Here is a 23,085-nt window from a genome sequence, read left to right on the forward strand (position 1 = left end):
ACAATGTGATTGTTTTTGCTAACCCATAAATAATAATAGATAAATCAATTTCTGTAAATGTTAAGTGGTATTACTGGTTAAATCTAGATTTATTACTTGACCATCATTGCTAAAGCAATTTAGATAATGGTCAAAAATGCAAAATATTATCTGAAAAATGAAATGCTAAAATCGAGCAAAATGCCTAAAATATCATACTAGATACAACATAATTTGTGACATTTTTATTGTCTGCGATCTAGAGGGGGATTGCAATTCTTAAAATGTTACCAAAAAGAGGGGAAAGGAAAAAGGAGGTTGTTGGGATGTACAAAGGTAGTAACTTTCGTTCCAAGGCACTAGGGAAGGGCCTTGCTCTTTCAATGAGCGCCTTAATGGCAGCGTCAAGTATTGCTACAGCCACAGGCACTATTACCGTTTCTGCTGAGGAAGGAGCTGCGGCTCTTTTATCTTCAGAAGAGGAAGTGCAGGAAGAATCAGGTGCTGCAAACAATGGCAGCAGCACTGAAGAAAACGGTAGTAAAGAGGCTTCTTTAGAGAAGTCTGAAGAAAGCAAGGAGGAGTCTTCCGAAGAGGCTTCAGGGGAAAAGTCAGATGAGGAATCATCTAAGGAAGCGTCTGCAGAAGCATCTTCTGATTCTTCAGCAGATGTTCTCGGGGCAAAAAAGACTCTTTCTACAACAGAACTTAAGGCTGAACTCTCAGACGGCGTTATAGCTGATCAGGGAGAGGATGGCTTTGAGAACTTTACTGAAGATACAGTTATTGCTGATATCAAGTTTGGTGAAGGCAGAGATGTAAGTTCTAAAAACGTTTATGATGAGGAAAAGGGCTACGGATTTAGTGATGTTGACTATAGCCAGGAGGCTAAGGGCTGGTCAAACAATATTTACTATCCAAGAGTTCCTTTAGTTTCTGCAGGCGCCGGCAATGTTGTTGATGCTGATACTTATGTTGCTATAGCCAGCAAGATATGGACAGAGACAGAGAGCACAGGATATGGTGTTTACACTTATGAGAGCACATCAACCTTTGATCTTGATCTTTACAATGCAGATTACAAGGTAGCTGTTACATTTACTAACCCTACATCAGAAAGCTACACAGCTGCTCTTGAGGCAGAAGATATCACAAAGGTTACAGGAATCACAGTTCCTGCAGGCGAGACTAAGACAGAAGAGTTTGAGGCTAACCTTGTTGATGGAAAGCTTAATCTTAAATTCCTTGGCACAAGCTCAGCCACATCTATGAATGATGCCAAGACAACAAAGGTTTACATATCTGAAGTAAAGGTAACACGCCTTGCTACAGAAGAAAAGGGTGAGAAGCCTACAGTATTTGTGGCTTCTGATTCTACAGTTCAGACCTATGATTCTTATTACTATCCACAGACTGGATGGGGACAGGTTCTTTCATCATACTTTGGTGATCTTGTAGAGGAAAGAGAATGCGTAGACTGCGGATTTAGTCAGTCACAGACCTATGAAACTACAAATGCTATAGTTGAGAACCGTTCAATCGGTGGACGTTCTTCAAAGTCCTATATTGACGAAGGTAAGTTTGATGACCTTTTAGAGGACATCAAGCCTGGTGATTACCTCCTTGTTCAGTGGGGACATAATGATGCTACTTATTCAAGACCAAACCGCTATGTTTCAGCAGATGATTTTGAAAAGTGGATCATGGTATATGTAAATGGTGCAATTGAAAGAGGTGCTACACCTGTACTTGTAACTCCAGTTGCCCGTTACAGCTACACTACAAATTCAGATGGAACTTTAAAATCTTTTGCAAGCAACTTTGAAGCTTACAGACAGGTAATGCTGCGTCTTGCTTCTGAGTATGATATTCCATATGTTGACCTTACACAGCGTTCGATCGACGTATGTAACAACTTTGGAATCGAAGGCTCCAAGATGCTTTTCCTTAAGCTGGCTGCTGGAGAAGTGTCAACAGGTGCATATGCTGGCGGCGTAGATGATTCTACTCACCTTCAGTACTATGGAGCACTTAAATTCGCTGGCTGCGTAGCTCAGGGTATTGTCGACTATGCAAATGGTGATGTTGAGGGAGCTAATGACAAGCTTGATGATCTTGCTTCTCTTGTAGTTGTACATACAGCTACTGAGGCACCTAAAAAGCCTACAGGCCTTAAGACAACATCAGTTGGTGCAACAAGTATTTCACTTGAGTGGGAAGCTTCAGAAGGATCAGAACTCTACTATATTTATAGAGCAGAACTTCCTGAGGGCAAGACAATTGATGATATTGACTTTACAGGTGCAGAAAAGTATTCCGTATCTGGCAAGACCAGTTATGTAGATCCTAACTGCGGTGCTGCAACTTATGTATATGCAGTTGCTGGATTTAACAGCTTTGGTGTTGGAGAATTCTCTGACAAGATTGCTGTTAAGACCAAGGAAGCTGGATATCGTTTTGACTTTAACTATAACAATTCTCCTACAATGAAGGATTGGACAGGCGTTAACCAGAATGAGATGTATTCAGCTGATAAGGGCTATGGCTGGATTACAGCTCCAAATAACGGCCGCGACAGAAGCGGAAATGGTAACGCTGATTCATCTGCAATGGCAGACGACTTTAACCTTGGAAGCGGTGAGTTTGCTGTAGATCTTCCAAACGGTTCATATGAAGTTACTATTTATGCAGCAGATCTTTTGAGCGGAACAAGTACAATTAAGGCAGCATATTCAGCAGAGGGTAAGTCAATTGGCTCAATTGCCTGCAAGCAGTCCCTTGGAAGCTGCACAGGTGTTGTAGAAGTAAAAGATGGCCAGATGAACATCACAGTTGAAGGTACTAACCAGTACATCAATGGTCTTACTATCACATCACTTCTTCCAGCACCAGGAAATCTTGCTATTACAGAGCTTTCTTTTGGCACAACAACAGCTACATTCCTTCTTTCATTTACAAAGGTTGAGAATGCAGTATCCTACAACGTTTACCAGAAGAGTGATTCAGATGCTGAGTTCCATATTGTAAAGAGCTATACAGCACAGGAACTTATTGATAATGAGCTTGACTGCCGTGCTATGTCGGCAGCACTTGGCGAGACATATTCCTACTATATGACATGTGTTGTTGAAGATGGATCTGAGTCAGCACCAAGTAATATTGTAACTCAGGAAATGCTCGATAAGAGTGTAACAGTTCCTGTAGCAGTTAAAAATGTTAAGTGCACAAGCCCTGAAAATGGACAGACTGAGCTTCAGAATACAGTTACTCTTACATGGGATGAAAGTCCAGCAGAAGAAAGTGTTATCAAGTATATCATTTATCGTTCTGAAAAGGCTGAGACAGATAAGGGATTTAAGGAGTTTACAAAGGTAGGAGAGAGCACAACTAATACTTTTGTAGATGAGAGCGAAGGCCTTGCTACTAATGTTCACCATTATTACAAGGTTGCAGCTATGAACGCAGGCGGAATTGGTGAGCTTTCAGAAACTTGCGTGACACCTGTTGCTGGTTCACTTATTGCTGGTGGACTTGAATCATATGCATCAAGAGCAGTAGTTGCAATCAATCTTGCAGGCGCTGCTGGCGGAGAGACTAAGGTTTCAGCTACAGATGCAGAAGGAAATCAGATCACAAGCGGAGTTTACCTTTCATGGAGGAGCTTCCCTGGTGATTTTAGCGGAAAAGAACTTACAACAACCTTTGATGTTTACAGAAATGGCCAGCAGATTGCTTCAGGCCTTAGCGTAACTAACCTTGTAGATGAGGCAGGAAGTGCTTCTGATACTTATAAAGTTGTTGGATCAAATGATTCTTCACTTGGCCTTAGCGCTGTAGATACAGCAGTATGGGCTAACCAGTACATGGAGTTTTCTCTTAATAAGCCAGAAGATGAGACAATGCCAAATGGCTCAACATGCACATATACAGCAAATGATATGTCTGTTGCAGATCTTGATGGAGATGGAGAACTTGAGCTTATCGTAAAGTGGTATCCAAGCAATGCTCAGGATAACTCAAAGTCAGGCTATACAGGAAAGACTTTCATTGATGGATATGAAGTAAACTTCTCAACTGGTGCGGCTTCTCTTATGTGGAGAATTGACCTTGGCGTAAATATTCGTTCTGGTGCACACTATACACAGTTCCAGGTTTGGGACTATGACGCAGACGGAATTGCAGAGATTGCAGTTAAGACTGCTGATGGTACAACATCTTATAGAAATGAAAATGGTACTCTTGTAGAGGCAGGACATGTTGGAGAATGCAATTCTGATGCACTTCCTGTAGATACGGTAAGTCCAAAATTTGACTACAGAAATTCAAGCGGTTATGTGCTTGATGGACCTGAATATTTCTCAATGTTTAAGGGAAATACAGGCGATCTTATTGATACAGTAGATTATATCCCAGCAAGAGGTTCTGTTTCAGCCTGGGGAGATGGCTACGGAAACCGAGTAGACAGATTCCTTTCAGGAACTGCATACCTCAATGGAACAACTCCATTTGCAGTATTTGCAAGAGGATATTACACAAGAACAACACTCACAGCTTATTACCTTACAAAGACAACTGATGAAGAAGGTAAGGAAGTAGAGCAGATCGGTGTTTACTGGAAGTTTGATACAGATGCTATTGATAATGGCTCTGCTTATACAGCACAGGGTAACCATGGCCTTTCCATCAACGATGTTGATGGAGATGGCAAGGATGAGATCATCTATGGTTCACTTACAATTGATGATGATGGCTCTGTTCTCTACAGCACAGGACTTGGACATGGTGATGCAATGCATGTTAGTGACTGGATCCCATCTAATCCTGGTCTTGAGGTAATGGATGTTCATGAGCATGACAATGCAGCTTACCATGTAGAAATCCATGATGCAGAAACAGGAGAGATCCTTACAGGTTACTACACAGGAAGAGATACTGGACGTGGAATGGCAGCTGATATAGATCCTACAGCAGAAGGCGCTGAGTACTGGTCAATTGCTAATCCTAATTACACAGGATCAGATGAGCCATCCTGGGATTCCAGAAATGCAAACGTATTTAGTTCAAAATCCGGCATCGTTACTAAGATGGATGCTACAAATGAAGCAATGATCGCACTTTCATATGGAGTTACTCCTGCAGTAAACTTTTCACTTTACTGGGATGGAGACCTTCTTGCAGAAATGCAGGATCATACCTTCAACAATGCAGCATATGCTCCACTTACAACAACTATTGAGAAGTGGGATTATGTAAATAAAACAAATGTAATGCTCTTTGAGTCATCAGAAGTGCTTACAAGTAACGGAACAAAGGGTAACCTTGGACTTGTTGCTGATATCCTTGGTGACTGGAGAGATGAGATTGTTGCAAGATGTTCTTCTGATAACAGCAAGATCAGAGTTTACTCAACAACAATCCAGACAGATTATGTAATTCCTTGCTCACTTACAGACCTTGCTTACAGAGAGGGTGTTGCTTGGCAGAATGTTGGCTATAACCAGCCTGCGCATACAAGCTACCTTATTTCTGAAGGTCTTATTACAGCTCAGCTTTCAGAAGGAGCAGTTGATTCTACAAGTGCTACTATTAATTTCACACCTGCAAATGATGGTGTATACGGACATGATGTAGAAGGATACGTTGTTAAAAGAGCTGACGTTTCAGTAGATGAAAATGGAAACGAGACAGTTGGCGAATATGAAACAATCGCAGAACTTAATGCTAGTGGACTTACATCTTCTGAAATAGCAGGAAGTGAAAAAGAACAGGTAATAGTAGGCTACGAAGAAGGCAACGTATTCAAGAAGTTTGATATGGGTTATAAGAGCAGCAACGCGAGCGGCTTTATCAGAATTCTTGCAGATGATTACAATGCGGCAAGTGGATATGGATGGGCAGTAGGCACAGGTGCTAATGTAAACTGGAACAGAGTTGGTGTTGGCATTGAGAATGCTGGAGATGCTCAGACAGATATCGAAAAGGCATGTTGCGATCTGACAAGAGCTGATAACGAGCTTAAATTCCTTATTGATGTTCCTGCTGGAGCATACAAGGTAGATGTTTATGCTGGCGCTGCATATAACAACAATGCTTATAATAACTGCAAGGTTCTTGTAAATGGTGAAGATCTCGGAACTGTATCACAGTCTACTAAGGTTGCAGATATTGTTAAGAGTAAGACAGTAGTATTTGAAGAGAATTCACAGATTGAAGTTGTATCTTCTAATGAAGGATCTTTGGCTATTCTTAATGCAGTAGTGATCACAAATCTTACTCCAGTTTATGGAGATGCTCCTGTAGAGACTGATCCTGTATCTGCTTACAGCTATACAGATAAGAACCTCAAGGGAGGAAGCTTCTATTCATATAAAGTTGCAGCAGTAGTAGATGGCAAGGAGAGCTTCGTATCAGCTCCTCTTACAGTTCAGACTACATTTGCAATTGCTAAGCTCAATGAAGAGCTTGAAAGTATGGAACTTGTTCAGGATACACCTCTTGCAAAGGGACAGACAGTTGCTGATCTTCTTGCAGAGAAGAAGTCAGTTATATCTGTAACAGATGCTGATGGACTTGAGCAGGTAGTAGTAATAACATGGGATGCAAGTGAAGTAGACCTTTCAACACCTGGTGAGTACACAGCTCATGCTTACATTCGCGGATATTCAGAAAATCCTGTAGATGTAAAAGTTACAGTTATTGAAAACGTACCTACAGGCTATGCACCTTTAAATGATATTAAAGTTATCCTTGGTAACAAGGTAGAACTTCCTGAGTATGTACAGGCAACCTTCCTCAATGGTACAACAAAAGAGGTTAAGGTAAACTGGAACACAGAGAAGTTTGATGAAACAAAGCTTGGCGACTATACACTTACAGGAACAGTAGAGGGAACAGAGGATACAGTTACTGTTACAGTACACATCGTAGGCGACTATATCTTATCAGTTGCAGACAGCTTTGTTGAGGTTGAGTACCTTAATAAGAATTATGTACTTCCAGAGACAGTAGTTGCTACATATGCTAGCGGAGCTACAAAGGCTGCAAATGTAACATGGAACACTTCAGATATGGATGTTACAAGTCTTGGCTCAACAATTACTATTGAAGGTACTGTAGAAGACTTCGATGGTACAGCAGTATTAAAGGCAACAGTTAAATATCCGGCTGTTGGTAAGTTTGACTTTGGTATCAGCACAAGCCGTGTAGCTGAAGGATGGACTGGCATTACAGTTAACCCAAAGAAGGGAAATAAGAAGATTTCTACCTTTGGAAGTGACTATACAGAAGAAAAAGGCTATGGATTTGCTAATGGCGACGTTACAATGGAAGGACGTACTGAAGAGTTTACTTTTGAAGGTGACTTCCCACGACTTGTTTACACAGACTTCTGTCTGCCAGCTGGTGAAACATTCCTTGTTGATGTAGAAAATGGCACATATCAGGTAGAAGTTATGAGTAACTCTGTTTACAAGAGTTCTGTATCTGGAACAGTTGAAGGAGTAGCCTTTAACGTTAGCAATGCTGCTAATACTTATACTGTAACTTCTGTAACTGCAGAAGTAGCAGACGGACAGCTGAATGTAGAGTTTGGATCTGGCACACCAAGAGTTGGTGCCCTTGTAGTACGCAGAGTCATCACTGATGCTTCTTACTATGGCGGTGAAGAAGATCCAGCTGAGGAGACACCTGCTGGAAAGTTTGTTACAAAGTGGGGAAGGACAACTTATGTTCTTGAAGATGGTTCTAACCTTACAGGAAAGCACGTTATCGATGGCTACACATATTACTTTAAGCAGAATGGTACTATGGTTAAGACAGACTTTGTAGAACTTGAAGATGGCAAGTACTATTTTGACGGTGAAGGACATATGGTAACTGGTTTCATGACAAAGTGGTCTTCAAGATACTATTTTGCAGCAGATGGTAAGATGGCTGCAGGTACTCTCATAGAAGCTGAGGACGGATATGTATACTATGCAAATGCTAAGGGACATATCGTAGTAAGCAACTTTGTAGATCTTGATGATGGCAGACATTTCTTTGACAGTGAGGGACATATGGTCAAGAATGCAACAATTACTCGCTGGTTCAAGAAATATACCTTTGATGAAAATGGTGTTCTTATTGGCTAAATAATAGAAATTATTTACAGAAACTATAATTCCCGGCCAGAAATGGTCGGGAATTTTTTTGCTGTTTACTCTTTGTTTACCATGTTTTGTATCATATCATTGATTGACATTTATTTAACGTATCGGTATAATTAATTTGAGAATTTATTAACAATCAAGACTAAACTTATTAACTATATAGCGTTTAGAGTGTTCACAAACGCAGAATTGGAGCAGATAATGGCAGATAAAGAGATTTCTCAGGCGGTTATTAGTAGACTTCCGCGCTATTTTAGATATTTGGGGGATCTGAAGGAGAAGGGCGTTGAGAGAATATCCTCTCAGGAACTGAGTGACATCATGAAGGTAACTGCTTCTCAGATCAGACAGGACTTTAATAATTTTGGTGGCTTTGGACAGCAGGGCTACGGCTATAACGTTAATTATCTCTATGATGAGATCAGTAAGATACTTGGTATCGACAAGGAACACAGCCTTGTGATAATAGGTGCGGGACACCTTGGCAAGGCTATTGCAGGATATACCAATTTTACTAGAAGAGGCTTTGTTTTCAAGGGAGCTTTTGACAAGAATCCTGAACTTTACGGAACCAAGATCCGCGATGTGGAAGTCAGACCAGTAGAAGAAATGGAAGACTTTGTCAGAAAGAATAATATTGAGATAGCTGTTTTGACTATTCCCAAGGAACAAGCAGTTCCTATGGCACACAAACTAGCTGAGTGCGGAATAAAGGCTATATGGAACTTTGCTCATGTTGACTTGGAAGTTCCTAACAATATTCAGGTAGAAAATGTACATTTATCTGACAGTTTAATGAAATTATCGTATAATATAAATAGGTACGAGAACTCATAAACTTACGATAGTGAGAGAATCTGATGGCAAGAGACGATGAAGTTTATATGTCTGCGCTACAAGGGAAGAGTATCCCTATATTGACGCTGGATAATAAATGGCATCAATTGTTTACGCAGACAGAAATGACACCTGAAATAGAACAGCTTGCAGATGAGCTTAACAGCCTGGTTGAGAGGGATGGTAAGCTTAGAAGCCAGACCAAGGACATCAAGAAGCTTAAGAAAAAGCTTCTTGGTGAGATTGTGCCCCTTAGGGATAAGGCCAACAAGGCTGGCAATTCAGCTGCTATTGAGAAGGAAATTTCTGAGAGAACACGCCTTATCAATGAATGTAATGATAAGCTTGATGGACATCAGGATGAACTTTTAGACCTTTCCAAGCAGATTTATGATATTGATTATAAGCTTATGGTAGAAACCATGAAGGTCTGCTACGAAAGGCTTCATGACAATACATCGGATATCAAGAGCCTTGATGAATGGATATCGAGGGCCAGAATAGAACTTAAGAAGAATGTTATAAGGCTCCAGGAAGCTGAAATGGAGAACTATAATTTATATTCTTATATGCATCAGATATTTGGACCAGAAGTAGTAGATATATTTGATATGAAATATGACCCTGACAGAAGACATCCTATCAGGAGACCGCTTTCAGGGGCAGAAGATGAATATGTAGAATGATTAGAAAGCTGCCTATTATAGGCAGCTTTTGAAATCTAACCGTTTTCTACTTGATTTCATGTGGAGGGGAAATATGAAATACGCTGTAACAAGTCAGGAAATGAAGATATATGATAGGAATACTTCAGAATATTTTGGCCTTCCGAGTCCTGTTTTGATGGAGAGGGCTTCTCTTTTAGTTGTGCAGCATATTCTGGAATATTTACAGGATAGAGGGTTTGATAGAAGAGCCAGAGCCCTTATCATATGCGGAGTTGGTAATAATGGCGGAGATGGAGCCTGCATCGCCAGGATATTAAGGCAGAAAGGCATTCTTGTAAATGTTTGTGTTATAGGAGATTACACAAAAGCAAGCGACCTTCTTCTATCTCAGCTCAAGATATTAGAAAAATATGGTACAACCATTGACACTTTTTCCAATATAAGAGACAACAAAAGCTACGCTGACTGGGATATCATAGTAGATGCAATGTTTGGTATTGGATTATCAAGAGGCATCGCAGGAGACTTTGCCGATGCAGTAAGATATATCAATACTTGCAAGAATGAGAGACAGTCCGATGTCTGCGTTGTTTCCGTAGACATTCCCTCTGGAATAAATGCTGATAACGGCAAGGTTTGCCAGGTGGCAGTCAAGGCTGATATGACTATTACCTTTAATCAGGTCAAGCTGGGACATATCATGTATCCTGGCTGCGAATACACAGGGGAATTATTTGTTGAGGATGCAGGGATAACAGAGGACAGTTTTCTTGGCAGAGAGCCGGGAGCTTTCTTCTTTGACGAAGACATAGACAGTCTTATTCCTCTTAGAAAGGCTGATGCTAATAAGGGAACAAATGGTAAGGTTCTTATCATAGCCGGGTCTAAAGAGATCAGCGGAGCCTGCATACTAGCGGCTAGTGCCTGCTTGAAAGCTGGTGCAGGAATGGTAAAGATATTTACAGCCGCAGAAAATGCCGAGGCAGTAAAAGCTCTTTTGCCAGAGGCAATGCTCACAACTTATGAGGATTTTGAACCTGTAGGTGATAAGCTTGAAAAGGATATTGAATGGGCTAACGCAGTTGTTTTAGGGCCTGGGCTTGGAACAGTCCAAATGGGCTTTGAGGTTACAAGGCTTGTTTTGAAGAACTGCAACAAGAATCTTGTTGTTGATGCAGATGCCCTTAATCTGGTTGCTGGCAGCAAGGAACTTGCGGACTATCTGGAAAATTTTGCACGAGGTGGCAAAAAACTTATTCTCACACCTCATCTTGGGGAATTCTCCAGACTGATTGATAGAGATATTGCAAGCTGTAAGGAACATATACTTGAGTATCCAAGAGAACTTGCTGATAGATTCCACTGTACCGTTATATGCAAGGACGCAAGAACAATAGTTGCTGACAGTGGTAGCAAAAAGATTTATATTAATATGAGCGGCAATGATGGCATGGCAACTGCTGGAAGCGGAGATGTGCTTTCTGGAATTATAGGTGCTTTTATATCTGGTCCTATTTCTTCTTTTGATGCAGCCTGCCTTTGCGTCTATCTTCACGGCCTGTCCGGAGATGTTGCTGCTCAAGATAAGGGAAGACACTCAATGGTGGCTTCTGATATAATTTCCGGAATGGAAATGATTCTAAGACAATATGAGTAAATACCTGTGGCCATTGAATTTAAGGCCTGCAGATGATTTTTATGGATGGAAGATTGATGTTTGAAGAGTATTCACGTGTATATGCAAAAATAGATTTAGATGCCATTAGGTATAACCTTGAGTCTATGCGAAAGAACATTCCTGATGGAACAAAGATAATGGCTGTAATTAAGACAGATGCCTATGGACATGGCGCTGTACCTATTGCCCAAATGCTAGAAGATGTAGATTACATCTGGGGCTATGCAACAGCTACTGCCGAGGAAGCCTTTGAACTTAGAGATAATGGGGTGAAGAAGCCTATACTGATTCTGGGCTATACATTCCCATACGCCTATGAGAGGATGCTCTCAGAGAATATCAGACCTACTGTATTTAGGCTCGATATGGCAAAAGAACTGTCTGATTGCGGCGAAAAGCTTTTTGAAATGGGAATGATATCGGAAGTTCCTGCTGTGCACATAGCTGTAGATACAGGAATGAGCAGGATTGGTATCACACCTGATGATGAGGGAACAGAGTTTATCAAAGAGGTCATGAAGCTTAAGGGTATTTCTATTGAGGGCATCTTTACTCATTTTGCCAGAGCAGATGAGAAGGACCTTTCTAATGCCAAGGAAAGAGAAAAGGTGTTTGCTGATTTTGTAAAAAATACAGAGGATAAGACCGGCATCAAATTCCTTTTGAAGCACTGTGCTAATTCAGCAAGTATTATTTCTGTACCTGAGTCATCAATGGATATGGTACGAGCTGGTGTTACAATGTATGGAATGTGGCCTTCTGACGAGGTGCCCAGAGATATTATAGATCTTAAGCCCACAATGGAACTTATAAGCCATATAGTAATGGTCAAGGAAGTTCCTGCAAATACTCCTGTCAGCTACGGCGGAACCTTTGTGACAGAAAAGCCTACAAGAATAGCAACTATACCTGTAGGTTATGGAGATGGTTATCCAAGAAGCCTTTCAAATAAAGGCTTTGTTCTAATCAGAGGTAAACGCGCATGCATCCTTGGAAGAGTATGCATGGACCAGTTTATGGTTGATGTAACAGATATACCTGATGCATCTGAGGGCGATGAAGTGGTTCTTATCGGCAGAGATAAAAGCTCAGGAGATGAGATCACAGCTGAGTTTTTAGGAGATTTAAGCGGCAGATTTAATTATGAGCTTACCTGCGATATCAGTAAGAGAGTGCCAAGGGTTTTTAGCTAAATCTCTTTTTTGCCTGGGCATATTGGGTGTTGATCTCAGCAATTGCTGCGGTATCTCCGTCCATATTGTCCGGGTGGTAGAGCTTTACCAGAGACTTGTATTTTCTGTCTGCACTTTCTCTTGAAGTGCAGCCTGCAAAAAAGTCAAATGAGGACAGGCGATCTGTGTCGTTACTGCTTTCTGATTCATCGCCATTCTCATCGTCATCGTAGTTTTCATCATCTTCGTAGTATTCATCTATATCTTCATATTCATCATTTTCATACTGATCACGATAGGGAAATCTTTTTCGTCTTTTGTATCTTTTATCCTCTATAGCATCCTGATCATCGTAGTCACTATCATAGTCATCCTCATAATAATCGTCATAGTCATCTTCACTGTCATCTTCGTAGTCTTCTTCATAGTAGTTATCATCGTCTTCGTAGAATTCATCTACTTTATTTCTGACAGGGACAGCTTCAAGATCATCATCCTCAAATTGTCCATGGTGTTTTCGTAACCATTTTTCATAGTTTTTTTCGTAATGTCTTTTACCTTTTTCTGGGAATACTGCAAAAAATCTGTCCTGAAACTGGGCCAAAAAGGACTTATGAAATATGGCTCTTAGAACATAAATGATAATATCAAAGGCTGCAGCATAGAAGAGGAGTTGCCCAAAGGACAAAACTACGCTGATTGACAATAAAACAAAGACAACAGGAAGAAACATGATAAGGGAGAGAATAATAAGAAGAATAAATGTGATATTCCCTCTATAAGGATAAATGTTTAGTGTCCACCATATTTTCATGTCGCTTATGAGCTTGGCTGAAATCTGCATGTCTTTTGATAGATATGAGTTGTATTTAGAAAGAGGCTCAATATCCGGTATTCCAGCAAAATAAAGGTAAATATCTGCGACAAATAAAAGTGAAAAAAGAATGCTGGTGGCGGGTAAGAAGCAGAAAAACAGCTTAAGAAGGGAGAGTACTCCCTTAAGAAACCAGGTAAGCATAGAAAAAAATGCTTTTAAAATATGTAAAATGAAGGACAAAATCGCATTTAGAATTGTTGATATTAATGAAATCATTTATTACTCCCCAAACTTATTTCCACTTGGATATTTTACTATGAAAGGAACGTCAAATAAAGAATTATTGCTTGAAATGACTAAAAATGGTAATGTTATGAAGGTTAAATTAAACAAAAGACGAAGGAGAACAGTGTTGAAGCTTTTACATGCGATTAAGGAAAAGTGCCCTTGGATATCTTATGTCCTGAGTGTGGTTCCATTTATTGTGGGCTGCATAGGCTATGCGAAAGAGGGACTTTCTTTTTGGGAAACAGTATATGCTGCACTGGCTGTATATTTTGTAAATCCTGTCAATGATATGACTAATGGCTATATTCTTTTTGCAGAGATCACATCTGTACTTGTTGTAGCCAGTATTATCTTAAGCGTACTCAGATATGCCTACGCCAAGATGGGACATTTCTTTATCAGGCTTAGTAAGGATGCAACTGTTGTTTATACAGACAATGAGATGGGACAGGCTGTTGGCGAGACAGTAAGGCACGGATATGTTATGTACACTGATCCCGATGATGATGAGAATAAGATAAGCAAGCTAAAGGCAGAGAAGGTTAGAAATCATATTGTAATGTTCACAGATGATATGGACAATGTGAGCTTCATTTCAAAAAATGAAAAGAAACTTCAGGGAGATAATATTTATCTGATGCTCAGAGATGTGGATCCTACACTTTTGGATGCTGTAGATGAGAGTAAGATGAATCTTCATTTCTTCAATGTCTATGATGTTTTAGCCAGGGATTATTGGAAAAAATATAACCTATATGACAGAAGAAAAGGTAAGATCAAGATAGCTATAATAGGTTTTGATCAGGTTGGAAATGCTATCTTTAAATATGGCTATCTTAATAATATCTTTAGTCTGGTTCAGTCTGTTGAATATCATATCTGGGGCGCATCTCCTGCTGAGGTGGCTTTTCTTAATACTCTTCATACTATGAATGATGACAAGATAGTTGTTCATGACAGAGGCTGGGAAGAGGACATAGAGGACCTGGCTCAGATGGACAGGGTTATCTATACATTTCTTGATGGAACTATTGAGCTTATTCAGTTTGTACTTTATGTTAATCCGCTTGCAGAGATTCACTGCTATTCAGATACTCCGGCGGGACTTGCTAAGCTTTATCTTTCTGATAAGATCGTTGCTTTTGGAGATATGAAGGAAATATTGACAGAAGAAAGCATTGAAAACGAGAGACTTTACAGGCAGGGTAAGCTCTTTAACTATGATTACAGCCTTAGATATTCAAATAGTCAGCCTGCGCAGGATTTTGAAGAAGCTGCAGAAAAAGAGTGGAAGAAGCTCAATGGTTTCTTTAAGAGCTCAAATGTAGCAAGGGCTGACCACTACTGGATAGAGCAACGGCTTAAGGCTGACGGCGAGTTTGACGAGGACTCTGAGGATGCCTGGAGAATTGAACATATCAGATGGAGCAGATTCTATTATGTTAATCATTGGTCCTATGCCAAGGAAAGAGATAATGCCAGGAGGAAGCATCATCTTCTGGTTCCTTATGAGGAACTTGAATACTCTGAAAAAGCCAAGGATGGAATATATAGCGATGTGTTAAGAGCAGAGATAGATAAGCTTGTATAACACTATACTGGTAGCAAATTGCAAAATGTGATATAGTGTAAGTTGACATTTTATGTACATATTAAACGAGGAGGATCTATTATGGACGAAGGCTTGCCTTCTGTCAGTATTTTTGCGTTAGTATTAGTTCTTTTGATGGATATTCTTGTACACGGTTTTGGGGTTGCCCTGGGGCATGTAAGAGAAGATGAAATTGAGAAGAGAGCTCTTGAGAGTAAAGATTCTATCAGCGATAAGATTCTTAAGGCGCTTCAGAGAGATTCTGATTATATCAAGGACATTCAGTATTTTAACATAGTTGTTAATATGATACTTGGTGGCCTTGTCACAATTGATATAGGAGGAGCAATAGCTCTTTTTATAGGAGCAGATAGAGATGCTGCATTGGTGCGCTTTGGCATTTATTTTGCAACGGGACTTGTCATCAGCCTTATCATTATGGCTTTTGGTGTGCTTGTTCCTAGAAAGCTTGCTTCTCGTTTCCCTGAGAAATGGGTGTATGCCTGTTATTATCCTGTGAGCTTTGTTTTATCGATATGCGCTCCCTTTGTTATGATTTCAAATGGTATTGCATCTGGCCTTTTATATCTGTTTGGAGTCAGGGGCGATACAGATGAATCTGATGTAACTGAGGAAGAAATCAAGTCGATGGTCTCTGAAGGTCAGGAACAGGGCGTTTTGCAGGAAACTGAGGCAGATATGATCACGAATATCTTCGAGTTTTCTGACAAGGAAGCAAGAGATATCATGACCAACAGAAAGGCTATGGTTGCTATTGATGCCAATATGAGCCTTAAAGATGCTGTTAATTTCATGATGGATACTAATAACAGCAGATTTCCTGTTTATCTTGATGATATTGATCATATCATAGGCATTATGCATATCCGTGATGCCATGAAAAAGCTCTCTGAGGAAACTGATGAAGAGCTCCCTATCAGAAAGATCAAGGGCCTTTTGAGACAGCCCAAGTTCGTTCCAGAGACAAGAAATATAGATTCTCTTTTCCATAGTATGCAGTCCAGTAAGACTCAGATGGTCATTATCATTGATGAGTATGGACAGACTGCAGGACTTATTTCCATGGAAGATATTCTGGAGGAAATCGTTGGAAACATCATGGATGAGTATGACGAGGATGAGAACTTTGTCAAACCTACCAAGAATTCCGGCGAATATATTATTGAGGGGAAAACACCTCTTGAAGTTCTCGAGAAGCGATTTAAAATATCCTTTGGCGAGAGTGAATTTGAAACACTAAATGGTTATATGATCTCCAAGCTTGACAGAATACCGGAGTCAGATGAAGAGTTTAGTGTTACAGTTGATGGCTATAGTTTCAAGATCCTTTCTGTGGACAAGCATATGATCCAGTCAGTCCTTGGCACAAAATTGCCAGAAGAGGAAGCTGCGCAGGAAGAGGAAGAATTAGAAATAGCAAAATAAGATATTTTTATTTATTTTTAAAAGGAAGGAAGTTTTTATGTCAGGACATTCAAAATTTGCCAACATCAAGCACAAAAAAGAAAAGAATGATGCTGCAAAGGGAAAGATTTTCACAATCATTGGTAAGGAAATTGCAGTAGCTGTTAAGGAAGGCGGCCCTAATCCAGCCAACAACTTTAAGCTTGCTACAGTTATTGCCAAGGCTAAGGCTAACAACATGCCTAACGATACTATCGAGCGTGGTATCAAGAAGGCCTCTGGTGCAGACGGAGCAGTTGATTACAAGAGTATTACCTACGAAGGATATGGCCCAGGTGGTACAGCTATTATCGTAGAAACTCTTACAGATAACCAGAACAGAACAGCAGCTAATGTAAAGAGTGCTTTCACAAAGGGAAATGGTAATGTTGGAACTCCTGGTTGCGTATCATACATGTTTGATAACAAGGGTCAGATTCTTATCGACAAGGAAGAGTGCAAGATGTCTTCTGATGATCTTATGATGCTCGTTCTTGATGCAGGAGCTGATGATTTCAATGAGGAAGATGACAGCTATGAGATTCTTACTACTCCAGATAACTTCCAGGCTGTAGTAGAGGCCCTTGCTGAAGCTAAGGTTGAGACAGCTTCTGCTGAAGTTACTATGATTCCTCAGAATTATGTTTCAGTTACTGATCCTGAAACTGTTAAGTATCTTACAAGGATTCTTGATCTTCTTGACGAGGATGATGATGTTCAGGCTGTATACCATAACTGGGATGAGCCAGAAGAGTAATCAAAGATAAACAAAAAATATTAAAAGGCGTGGGGGAGTCCTGAAATGAAACTAAAACGTATGTGGCCTGGTTTATGCATCTTGATTGTCTTTATTCTTTTTGATGTGGTGATGGTGGCAAGTTCTAGCTTCTTTTCAGGACTTTTTCCATTAGGAGAAATGACACTTACATATTCCTTGATCCTGACAGTCTTGGGTGTGCTTATGATGAGCATACTTACATTTCTGGCAGGAAGGATATGTGACCATATTGACCTTAGAGAATTGTCAGAGACAATGGGTGTCAAAATAATCTATGTTTTGATGCTCATAGCTATTTTTGTAGGCGGGATATTCTACAGACTGGATGTAGTATCCAGATCTTTGGCTTCTCCAGGGGGGAAGCTTTCGCTATTTGAAAATGCCCAGATTGGAAGTAATCTGGCTAGTAATGAATATGATCTGTTGTCTATAGTCTACTCAAGTCTTCTTAGGTCTGTGCTTTTTTTTACTGGTAATAATATAGCGGTTTCATTTTTCTTCCAAATTGCACTTTTTATGATCTTTGTTCTTCTTGGAACAATTACAGCAAGGCTTCTTTTAGGCAAGGCTGCGGCTATTATCTTTGCGGCCTATACTTCTTTTATGCCTATATTTGTAGAAGACCTTGGCAATCTGATAATAGGAACTAATGAACTATTTTTGGTTCTTCTTGGGATAGAGCTTTTGGTAATTTCTATATATCTTAAGAATGTGTCAGATGGCAAATATACATCTGGATGGTTTATCATTTGGTATGTTTTTGTTGGCATGGTCGTGGGATTTATGACCTATCTTGATGCCGGAACTATAGTTGTTGTCTTGCCACTTCTTTTATCTGCTCTGTTTATGGCTGGAGATTATGAGCATACAGGTGCGAAAAGCTTTTTGTTCGTGGTGCTTGCCGGATTGCTTACATTTGCAGCTATGATAGCTCAGGAAGCCGGATTTTCCATGTTTGTTCCGGTTATTAAAAACTGGGCACAGTATTATTTCCATAACGTGATGACCTTTAGCATGTTCTGGACTTATACAAACTACAAGATCATTTATGTGATCACCTTTATAGTAATGTCCGGAGTTCTTGTGGGATTTTTCAGAAACAAAAACTTTGGAAGAGTATCTCCATGGCTCCTTTCGACAATCCTTGTGTTTATGGTAACTCCCTTCTTTGGAGCAACCAGAATGAATGACCAGCTTGTAGTAACTGTTTTCTTTGCATTTGTGGTTGCTTGTGTGGTTTCACTAATTGCGCTTACCAGAAAAGAGGAAGTATATAAGACTGTTTCCGAAGATGAAAAGAGTCAGCTTCAAAAAGAGGCAGAGTCTATGGTTACTGGCACAATAGTTGTTGAGCCTGAGACAGGTAATAATATTTCGAAAGATAGCGAAATATCTAAGGATGACCAACATCCTCGCTTTGTTCCAGAGGGAATGGTTCTTCCTACAGGAGCTGAGGATGAGATGGATATTGAAAAAACCAATATGAAGATGCCTGAATTTAAGGGCAAGATTGCGCTAAGTTCAGGACGTGTAAAGGATGATTTTGATAAAGATAAGATAAAAATGCCCAAGGAAGAAATTAAGAGGGCTCATCCTACCAAACATATAGACAGGAATCGGCTTAAGGATAAAGTACGTCCTGAAGAAATAAAGAGAGATGATTTTGATCTGCCTTATAAAGAAGGCGATGATTTTGATATATAAAATAAAAACATGAAAGGTTTACTAAAAGTAAATGAGATTAGAAGATTTAAAGACCTATGAGATAGTAGAAAGCCGTAGGATTGAGGACCTTAATTCTGACAGCTACATCTTAAGACATAAGAAGACAGGAGCCAGAATAACACTCCTTTCTAACGATGATAATAACAAGGTATTTACAATAGGTTTCAGGACACCACCCAAGAATTCTACTGGAGTTGCCCATATTATAGAACACACTGTTTTATGCGGGTCTAAAGAGTTCCCTTGTAAGGATCCTTTTGTGGAACTGGTAAAGGGGTCACTTAATACATTTTTGAATGCAATGACATTTCCTGACAAGACTGTTTATCCTATTGCCAGCTGCAATGATACTGATTTTCAGAATCTGATGCATGTATATCTTGATGCAGTTTTTTATCCTAATATTTACAAGACTGACAAAATCTTTAAGCAAGAGGGATGGCACTATGAGATGGAAGATGAGTCATCAGATCTTACTATCAACGGTGTTGTCTATAACGAGATGAAGGGAGCTTTCTCATCTGCAGATGATGTGCTCTCAAGAGAAATACAGAATTCTCTTTATCCTGACACAACCTATGGAATCGAATCCGGTGGAGATCCTGATGTTATTCCAGAACTCACTTATGAGGAATATCTTGATTTCCATAGAAAATATTATCACCCTTCAAACAGCTATATTTATCTCTATGGTGATATGGATATGGCGGAGAAACTTGATTATATTGACAAGAATTATCTGTCAGCCTTTGATCATCTTGATGTTGACTCTGAGATTGGACTTCAGAAGGCCTTTGATGCTCCAAGGGAAATTCATAAGCCTTATTCCATCATGGAGAGCGAGCCACTTGAGGATAATACATTTTTGTCCTATAACTGCAGCGTAGGCTCACCTCTTGACAGAAAGCTCTATGTGGCCTTTGACATCCTTGATTATGCTCTTTGTTCAGCACCTGGAGCACCTATTAAAAAGGCTCTTATCGATAAGGGAATAGGACAGGATGCGTATAGTGAATATGATAATGGCCTGAGACAGCCTGTTTTTTCCATCATTGCCAAGAATGCCAATGCTTCTCAGAAGGAAGAGTTTGTAGGTACAATTAGAGAAGTATTAGAGCAGCAGGTAAAAAATGGAATTGATAAGAAAGCTCTTTTGGCTGGTCTTAACTTTGATGAGTTCAAGTACAGAGAGGCTGACTTTGGAAGGTTCCCTAAGGGCCTTCTCTATGGGCTTCAGGTATTTGACAGCTGGCTTTATGACGATGCTAAGCCATGGATAAATGTAGAAGCTAACGACACCTTTGCCGAACTTAAAAAAGAAGCAGAGGGAAGATATTTTGAGGAACTGATAAAGAAGTATCTTCTTGATAATCCTCACAGGACTGTAGTTCTTTTAGAACCTGTAAGAGGTCTTAACGAAGCCAAGGATGAAGAGCTCAAGAAAAAGCTCTCTGACTACAAGAACTCTTTATCACAGGAAGAAATAGAGAGAATTGTAAGGGAGACTAAGGAACTTAAAGATTATCAGGAAGCTCCTGATGATCCTGAAGATCTTAAAAAGATCCCTCTTTTGAAACTTTCAGATCTTAAAAAAGAAGCAGAGAAATTTATCTATGAGCTCAAGGAGTACAAGGGAATAAAGATTCTTCATCACAATGTGTTCACAAATGGAATCGACTATGTGAACTTTGTCTTTGACCTTAAGGACATTGATGTCAAGTACATTCCTTACGCATCTGCTCTTAAAAAGGTGCTTGGAATGCTGGATACAGAGAACTTTAGCTATGGTGATCTCTACAATGAGATCAATATATATACAGGCGGTCTTTCAGGATCTATCAGCACCTACACAGATTCGGCTGATGTGAACAAGTTTGAGACAGTCTTTGAGATAAGCGTTAAGGTTCTTCATGACAATCTGGATAAGGCTTTTGACCTGGTAAAAGAAATCATTACTTCAACTAAGTTTGATGATGTGAAGAGACTTAAGGAAATTTTTGGAGAGCAGTATGCAAGGCTTCAGTCAGATCTTTCATCTGCTGGACATCAGACTGCAGCTCTTCGTGCCATGAGCTATGTTTCTCCTGCTGCTGTAGTGTCAGATAATGTGAGTGGTATCGGCTATTTTAGACATCTTGAGAAGCTTAATAAGGATATCTGCACTGATGAAGGGGCCAAAGAGATAATTGAAACCTTAAAGATGCTTAGTAAGGCAATCTTCAGGGCGGATAATCTTTTGATAGATATTACAGGAACTGACAAGGAGTATGCTGGAATTCCTGAAAATAGCAAGAAGTTTGCGGATTCTTTGAATACAGAAAAAAATGATCTTGGCAAACTCGAGATAAAGCCTGTCAAAAAGAATGAAGCCTTTAAGACTGCAGGTCAGGTGCAGTATGTGTGCAGGGCAGGTAACTTCTCATCCAAGGGCCTTAAGTATAATGGCGCACTTAGAGTACTTAAGGTGATGATGGGGTATGACTATCTTTGGAAGAATATAAGAGTAATAGGGGGCGCGTATGGATGCATGAGTAGTTATGCCAAGAATGGCGACAGTGCTTTTGTGACATACAGGGATCCTAATCTTAAGAATAGTATAGGTGTGTTTGAAAAAGCTGCTGACTATCTCAGGAATTTCGATGATGATGACAGAGCAATCCTGCAGTATATAATTGGAGCTATCTCAGACCTTGATACACCCAAGACACCTGCTGGCAAGGGAGCATATGGCCTTACAGCTTTCCTGTGTAATGCCAAGATGGAGAACATCCAGAGAAATCGTGATGAGCTTCTTGGAACTACTAAGGAGACAATCAGGGGGCTTGCTGATTATGTAGATGCCTTTATGAAGGATGAATGCCTGTGTGTTATAGGAACAAATGACAAGATTGAAGAGGCAAAAGAACTTTTTGATAATGTAGAGCAACTTGTAAACAGATGATTTTATGGGGGAGGGAGTTATGAAAAAGAGACTTGGACTTGTTAGTGCAATTTCTGTAGCAGCTTTATCTATAATGATGTCTGCCTGCGGCAGTAGTAAGGGCGATAGCTTTGCCACATCAGCAAGCTATGCACCTCAGGAAGCCTATGATACAAATGGAGTGTATGACTATGAAGCGGCTGAATTTGCGGAAGAAGCCAAGATGGCAGATAACTCTTTTGACCAGGCAGAACAGGTTGTTGATACATCAAGAAAACTTATAACTACAATGAATATCAGCACAGAAACTGAGGATCTTGATCTGGTTCTATCTGGTGTACAGAATAAGGTCAAGGAGCTGGGCGGATACGTTGAGTCCAGCAATATCTATAATGGTAGCAGCTATTCTGGAAGAGTCAGCAATAGAAGTGCAAGTCTTTCACTTCGCATTCCGGCAGATAAGCTTGAACAGTTTGTGGTGACACTTGATGAGGGCACTAATATCACAAATAAGTCAACGAATGTCGAGGATGTAACTCTTTCCTACGTTGATATTGAGAGCAGGAAAAAGGCTCTCAAAGCAGAGGAAGCAAGGCTCCTTGAAATTGTTGAGTCTGCAGAGACAGTTGAAGACATTATCAAGGTTGAAGAGAGGCTGTCGGAAGTCAGATATCAGCTTGAGAGCATTGAATCTCAGCTTAGAACCTATGACAATAAGATTAACTATTCAACCGTTTACCTTGATATTACTGAGGTGACACAGTATACACCTACTGAGCAAAAAGGTGTGATAGAGAGAATTGCTGAGGGTTTTGTAAATAGCTGTAAATCAGTATGGAATGCGATTGTTGAGTTTTTTGTATGGTTTGTGATCCATATTCCACAGATCATAGTTTTGGGGCTTGTTGTAACAGTTATAATTTTGCTGATCAAGAAAATCAAGCATAAGAAAAGTCCTAAGACAGGAACTACTCCTGACAATAATAAAAACCAGCAAAACAGCAGCAAATAAGAAAGG

Annotated in this window: 12 protein-coding genes; 11 read left to right on the top strand and 1 reads right to left on the bottom strand. The window is 39.9% G+C overall.

Annotation, left to right across the window (positions count from 1 at the left end):
• Positions 1-305: 305 nt before the first annotated feature.
• The 5 genes from BLO53_RS14865 (at position 306) to alr (ending at position 12,505) form a co-directional block, all read left to right on the top strand.
• Complete coding sequence (locus BLO53_RS14865) at positions 306-8,111, top strand: rhamnogalacturonan lyase family protein (protein ID WP_176757303.1); 7,806 nt, start codon at positions 306-308, stop codon at positions 8,109-8,111.
• Positions 8,112-8,330: 219 nt separating this feature from the next.
• Complete coding sequence (locus tag BLO53_RS14870; RefSeq protein WP_026488511.1) at positions 8,331-8,966, top strand: redox-sensing transcriptional repressor Rex; 636 nt, start codon at positions 8,331-8,333, stop codon at positions 8,964-8,966.
• Between the two features lie 23 nt (positions 8,967-8,989).
• Positions 8,990-9,652 (top strand): hypothetical protein, encoded by a 663-nt coding sequence (locus BLO53_RS14875; protein WP_092063229.1) that lies wholly within the window; start codon positions 8,990-8,992, stop codon positions 9,650-9,652.
• A gap of 73 nt (positions 9,653-9,725) precedes the next feature.
• Positions 9,726-11,291 (top strand): NAD(P)H-hydrate dehydratase, encoded by a 1,566-nt coding sequence (locus tag BLO53_RS14880; RefSeq protein ID WP_176757304.1) that lies wholly within the window; start codon positions 9,726-9,728, stop codon positions 11,289-11,291.
• 41 nt (positions 11,292-11,332) lie between these two features.
• A complete protein-coding gene (alr, locus tag BLO53_RS14885) occupies positions 11,333-12,505 on the top strand; it encodes an alanine racemase (RefSeq protein WP_242875388.1) in 1,173 nt (390 codons plus the stop codon).
• Here the strand turns inward: alr and BLO53_RS14890 are convergent.
• Entirely contained in the window at positions 12,498-13,577 is a 1,080-nt protein-coding gene (locus BLO53_RS14890) for a hypothetical protein (RefSeq protein ID WP_092063235.1), read from the bottom strand. The genes alr and BLO53_RS14890 overlap by 8 nt on opposite strands.
• Before the next feature lie 40 nt (positions 13,578-13,617).
• On the opposite strand from BLO53_RS14890, the gene BLO53_RS14895 reads away from it, so the two are divergent.
• The 6 genes from BLO53_RS14895 to BLO53_RS14920 all read left to right on the top strand — a co-directional run bounded on the left by BLO53_RS14895 (position 13,618) and on the right by BLO53_RS14920 (position 23,079).
• Positions 13,618-15,180, top strand: coding sequence for a hypothetical protein (locus BLO53_RS14895; RefSeq protein ID WP_143003257.1), 1,563 nt, complete (start codon positions 13,618-13,620; stop codon positions 15,178-15,180).
• Positions 15,181-15,261: 81 nt separating this feature from the next.
• Positions 15,262-16,626 (top strand): hemolysin family protein, encoded by a 1,365-nt coding sequence (locus BLO53_RS14900; protein ID WP_092063241.1) that lies wholly within the window; start codon positions 15,262-15,264, stop codon positions 16,624-16,626.
• 37 nt (positions 16,627-16,663) lie between these two features.
• Positions 16,664-17,401 carry a YebC/PmpR family DNA-binding transcriptional regulator gene (locus BLO53_RS14905; RefSeq protein ID WP_026488518.1) on the top strand — a complete coding sequence of 246 codons (738 nt, stop codon included), beginning with the start codon at positions 16,664-16,666 and terminating at the stop codon, positions 17,399-17,401.
• Positions 17,402-17,446: 45 nt separating this feature from the next.
• Positions 17,447-19,126 (top strand): hypothetical protein, encoded by a 1,680-nt coding sequence (locus tag BLO53_RS14910; protein WP_092063244.1) that lies wholly within the window; start codon positions 17,447-17,449, stop codon positions 19,124-19,126.
• A 31-nt stretch (positions 19,127-19,157) separates the two neighbouring features.
• Positions 19,158-22,088: an insulinase family protein gene (locus BLO53_RS14915; RefSeq protein ID WP_092063249.1), complete on the top strand. Its 2,931-nt coding sequence runs from the start codon at positions 19,158-19,160 to the stop codon at positions 22,086-22,088.
• Between the two features lie 19 nt (positions 22,089-22,107).
• Positions 22,108-23,079, top strand: coding sequence for a DUF4349 domain-containing protein (locus tag BLO53_RS14920; protein ID WP_176757305.1), 972 nt, complete (start codon positions 22,108-22,110; stop codon positions 23,077-23,079).
• Positions 23,080-23,085: the final 6 nt, after the last annotated feature.

The sequence above is a fragment of the Butyrivibrio sp. INlla14 genome, from assembly GCF_900102515.1.
GTDB lineage: Bacteria > Bacillota > Clostridia > Lachnospirales > Lachnospiraceae > Butyrivibrio.

What these genes read in the sequence shown, in the direction of transcription:
- BLO53_RS14865 (WP_176757303.1), top strand. Translation starts at nt 306, where the DNA reads ATGTACAAAGGTAGTAACTTTCGTTCCAAGGCACTAGGGAAGGGCCTT.
- BLO53_RS14870 (WP_026488511.1), top strand. Translation starts at nt 8,331, where the DNA reads ATGGCAGATAAAGAGATTTCTCAGGCGGTTATTAGTAGACTTCCGCGC.
- BLO53_RS14875 (WP_092063229.1), top strand. Translation starts at nt 8,990, where the DNA reads ATGGCAAGAGACGATGAAGTTTATATGTCTGCGCTACAAGGGAAGAGT.
- BLO53_RS14880 (WP_176757304.1), top strand. Translation starts at nt 9,726, where the DNA reads ATGAAATACGCTGTAACAAGTCAGGAAATGAAGATATATGATAGGAAT.
- alr (WP_242875388.1), top strand. Translation starts at nt 11,333, where the DNA reads ATGGATGGAAGATTGATGTTTGAAGAGTATTCACGTGTATATGCAAAA.
- BLO53_RS14890 (WP_092063235.1), bottom strand. Translation starts at nt 13,577, where the DNA reads ATGATTTCATTAATATCAACAATTCTAAATGCGATTTTGTCCTTCATT.
- BLO53_RS14895 (WP_143003257.1), top strand. Translation starts at nt 13,618, where the DNA reads ATGAAAGGAACGTCAAATAAAGAATTATTGCTTGAAATGACTAAAAAT.
- BLO53_RS14900 (WP_092063241.1), top strand. Translation starts at nt 15,262, where the DNA reads ATGGACGAAGGCTTGCCTTCTGTCAGTATTTTTGCGTTAGTATTAGTT.
- BLO53_RS14905 (WP_026488518.1), top strand. Translation starts at nt 16,664, where the DNA reads ATGTCAGGACATTCAAAATTTGCCAACATCAAGCACAAAAAAGAAAAG.
- BLO53_RS14910 (WP_092063244.1), top strand. Translation starts at nt 17,447, where the DNA reads ATGAAACTAAAACGTATGTGGCCTGGTTTATGCATCTTGATTGTCTTT.
- BLO53_RS14915 (WP_092063249.1), top strand. Translation starts at nt 19,158, where the DNA reads ATGAGATTAGAAGATTTAAAGACCTATGAGATAGTAGAAAGCCGTAGG.
- BLO53_RS14920 (WP_176757305.1), top strand. Translation starts at nt 22,108, where the DNA reads ATGAAAAAGAGACTTGGACTTGTTAGTGCAATTTCTGTAGCAGCTTTA.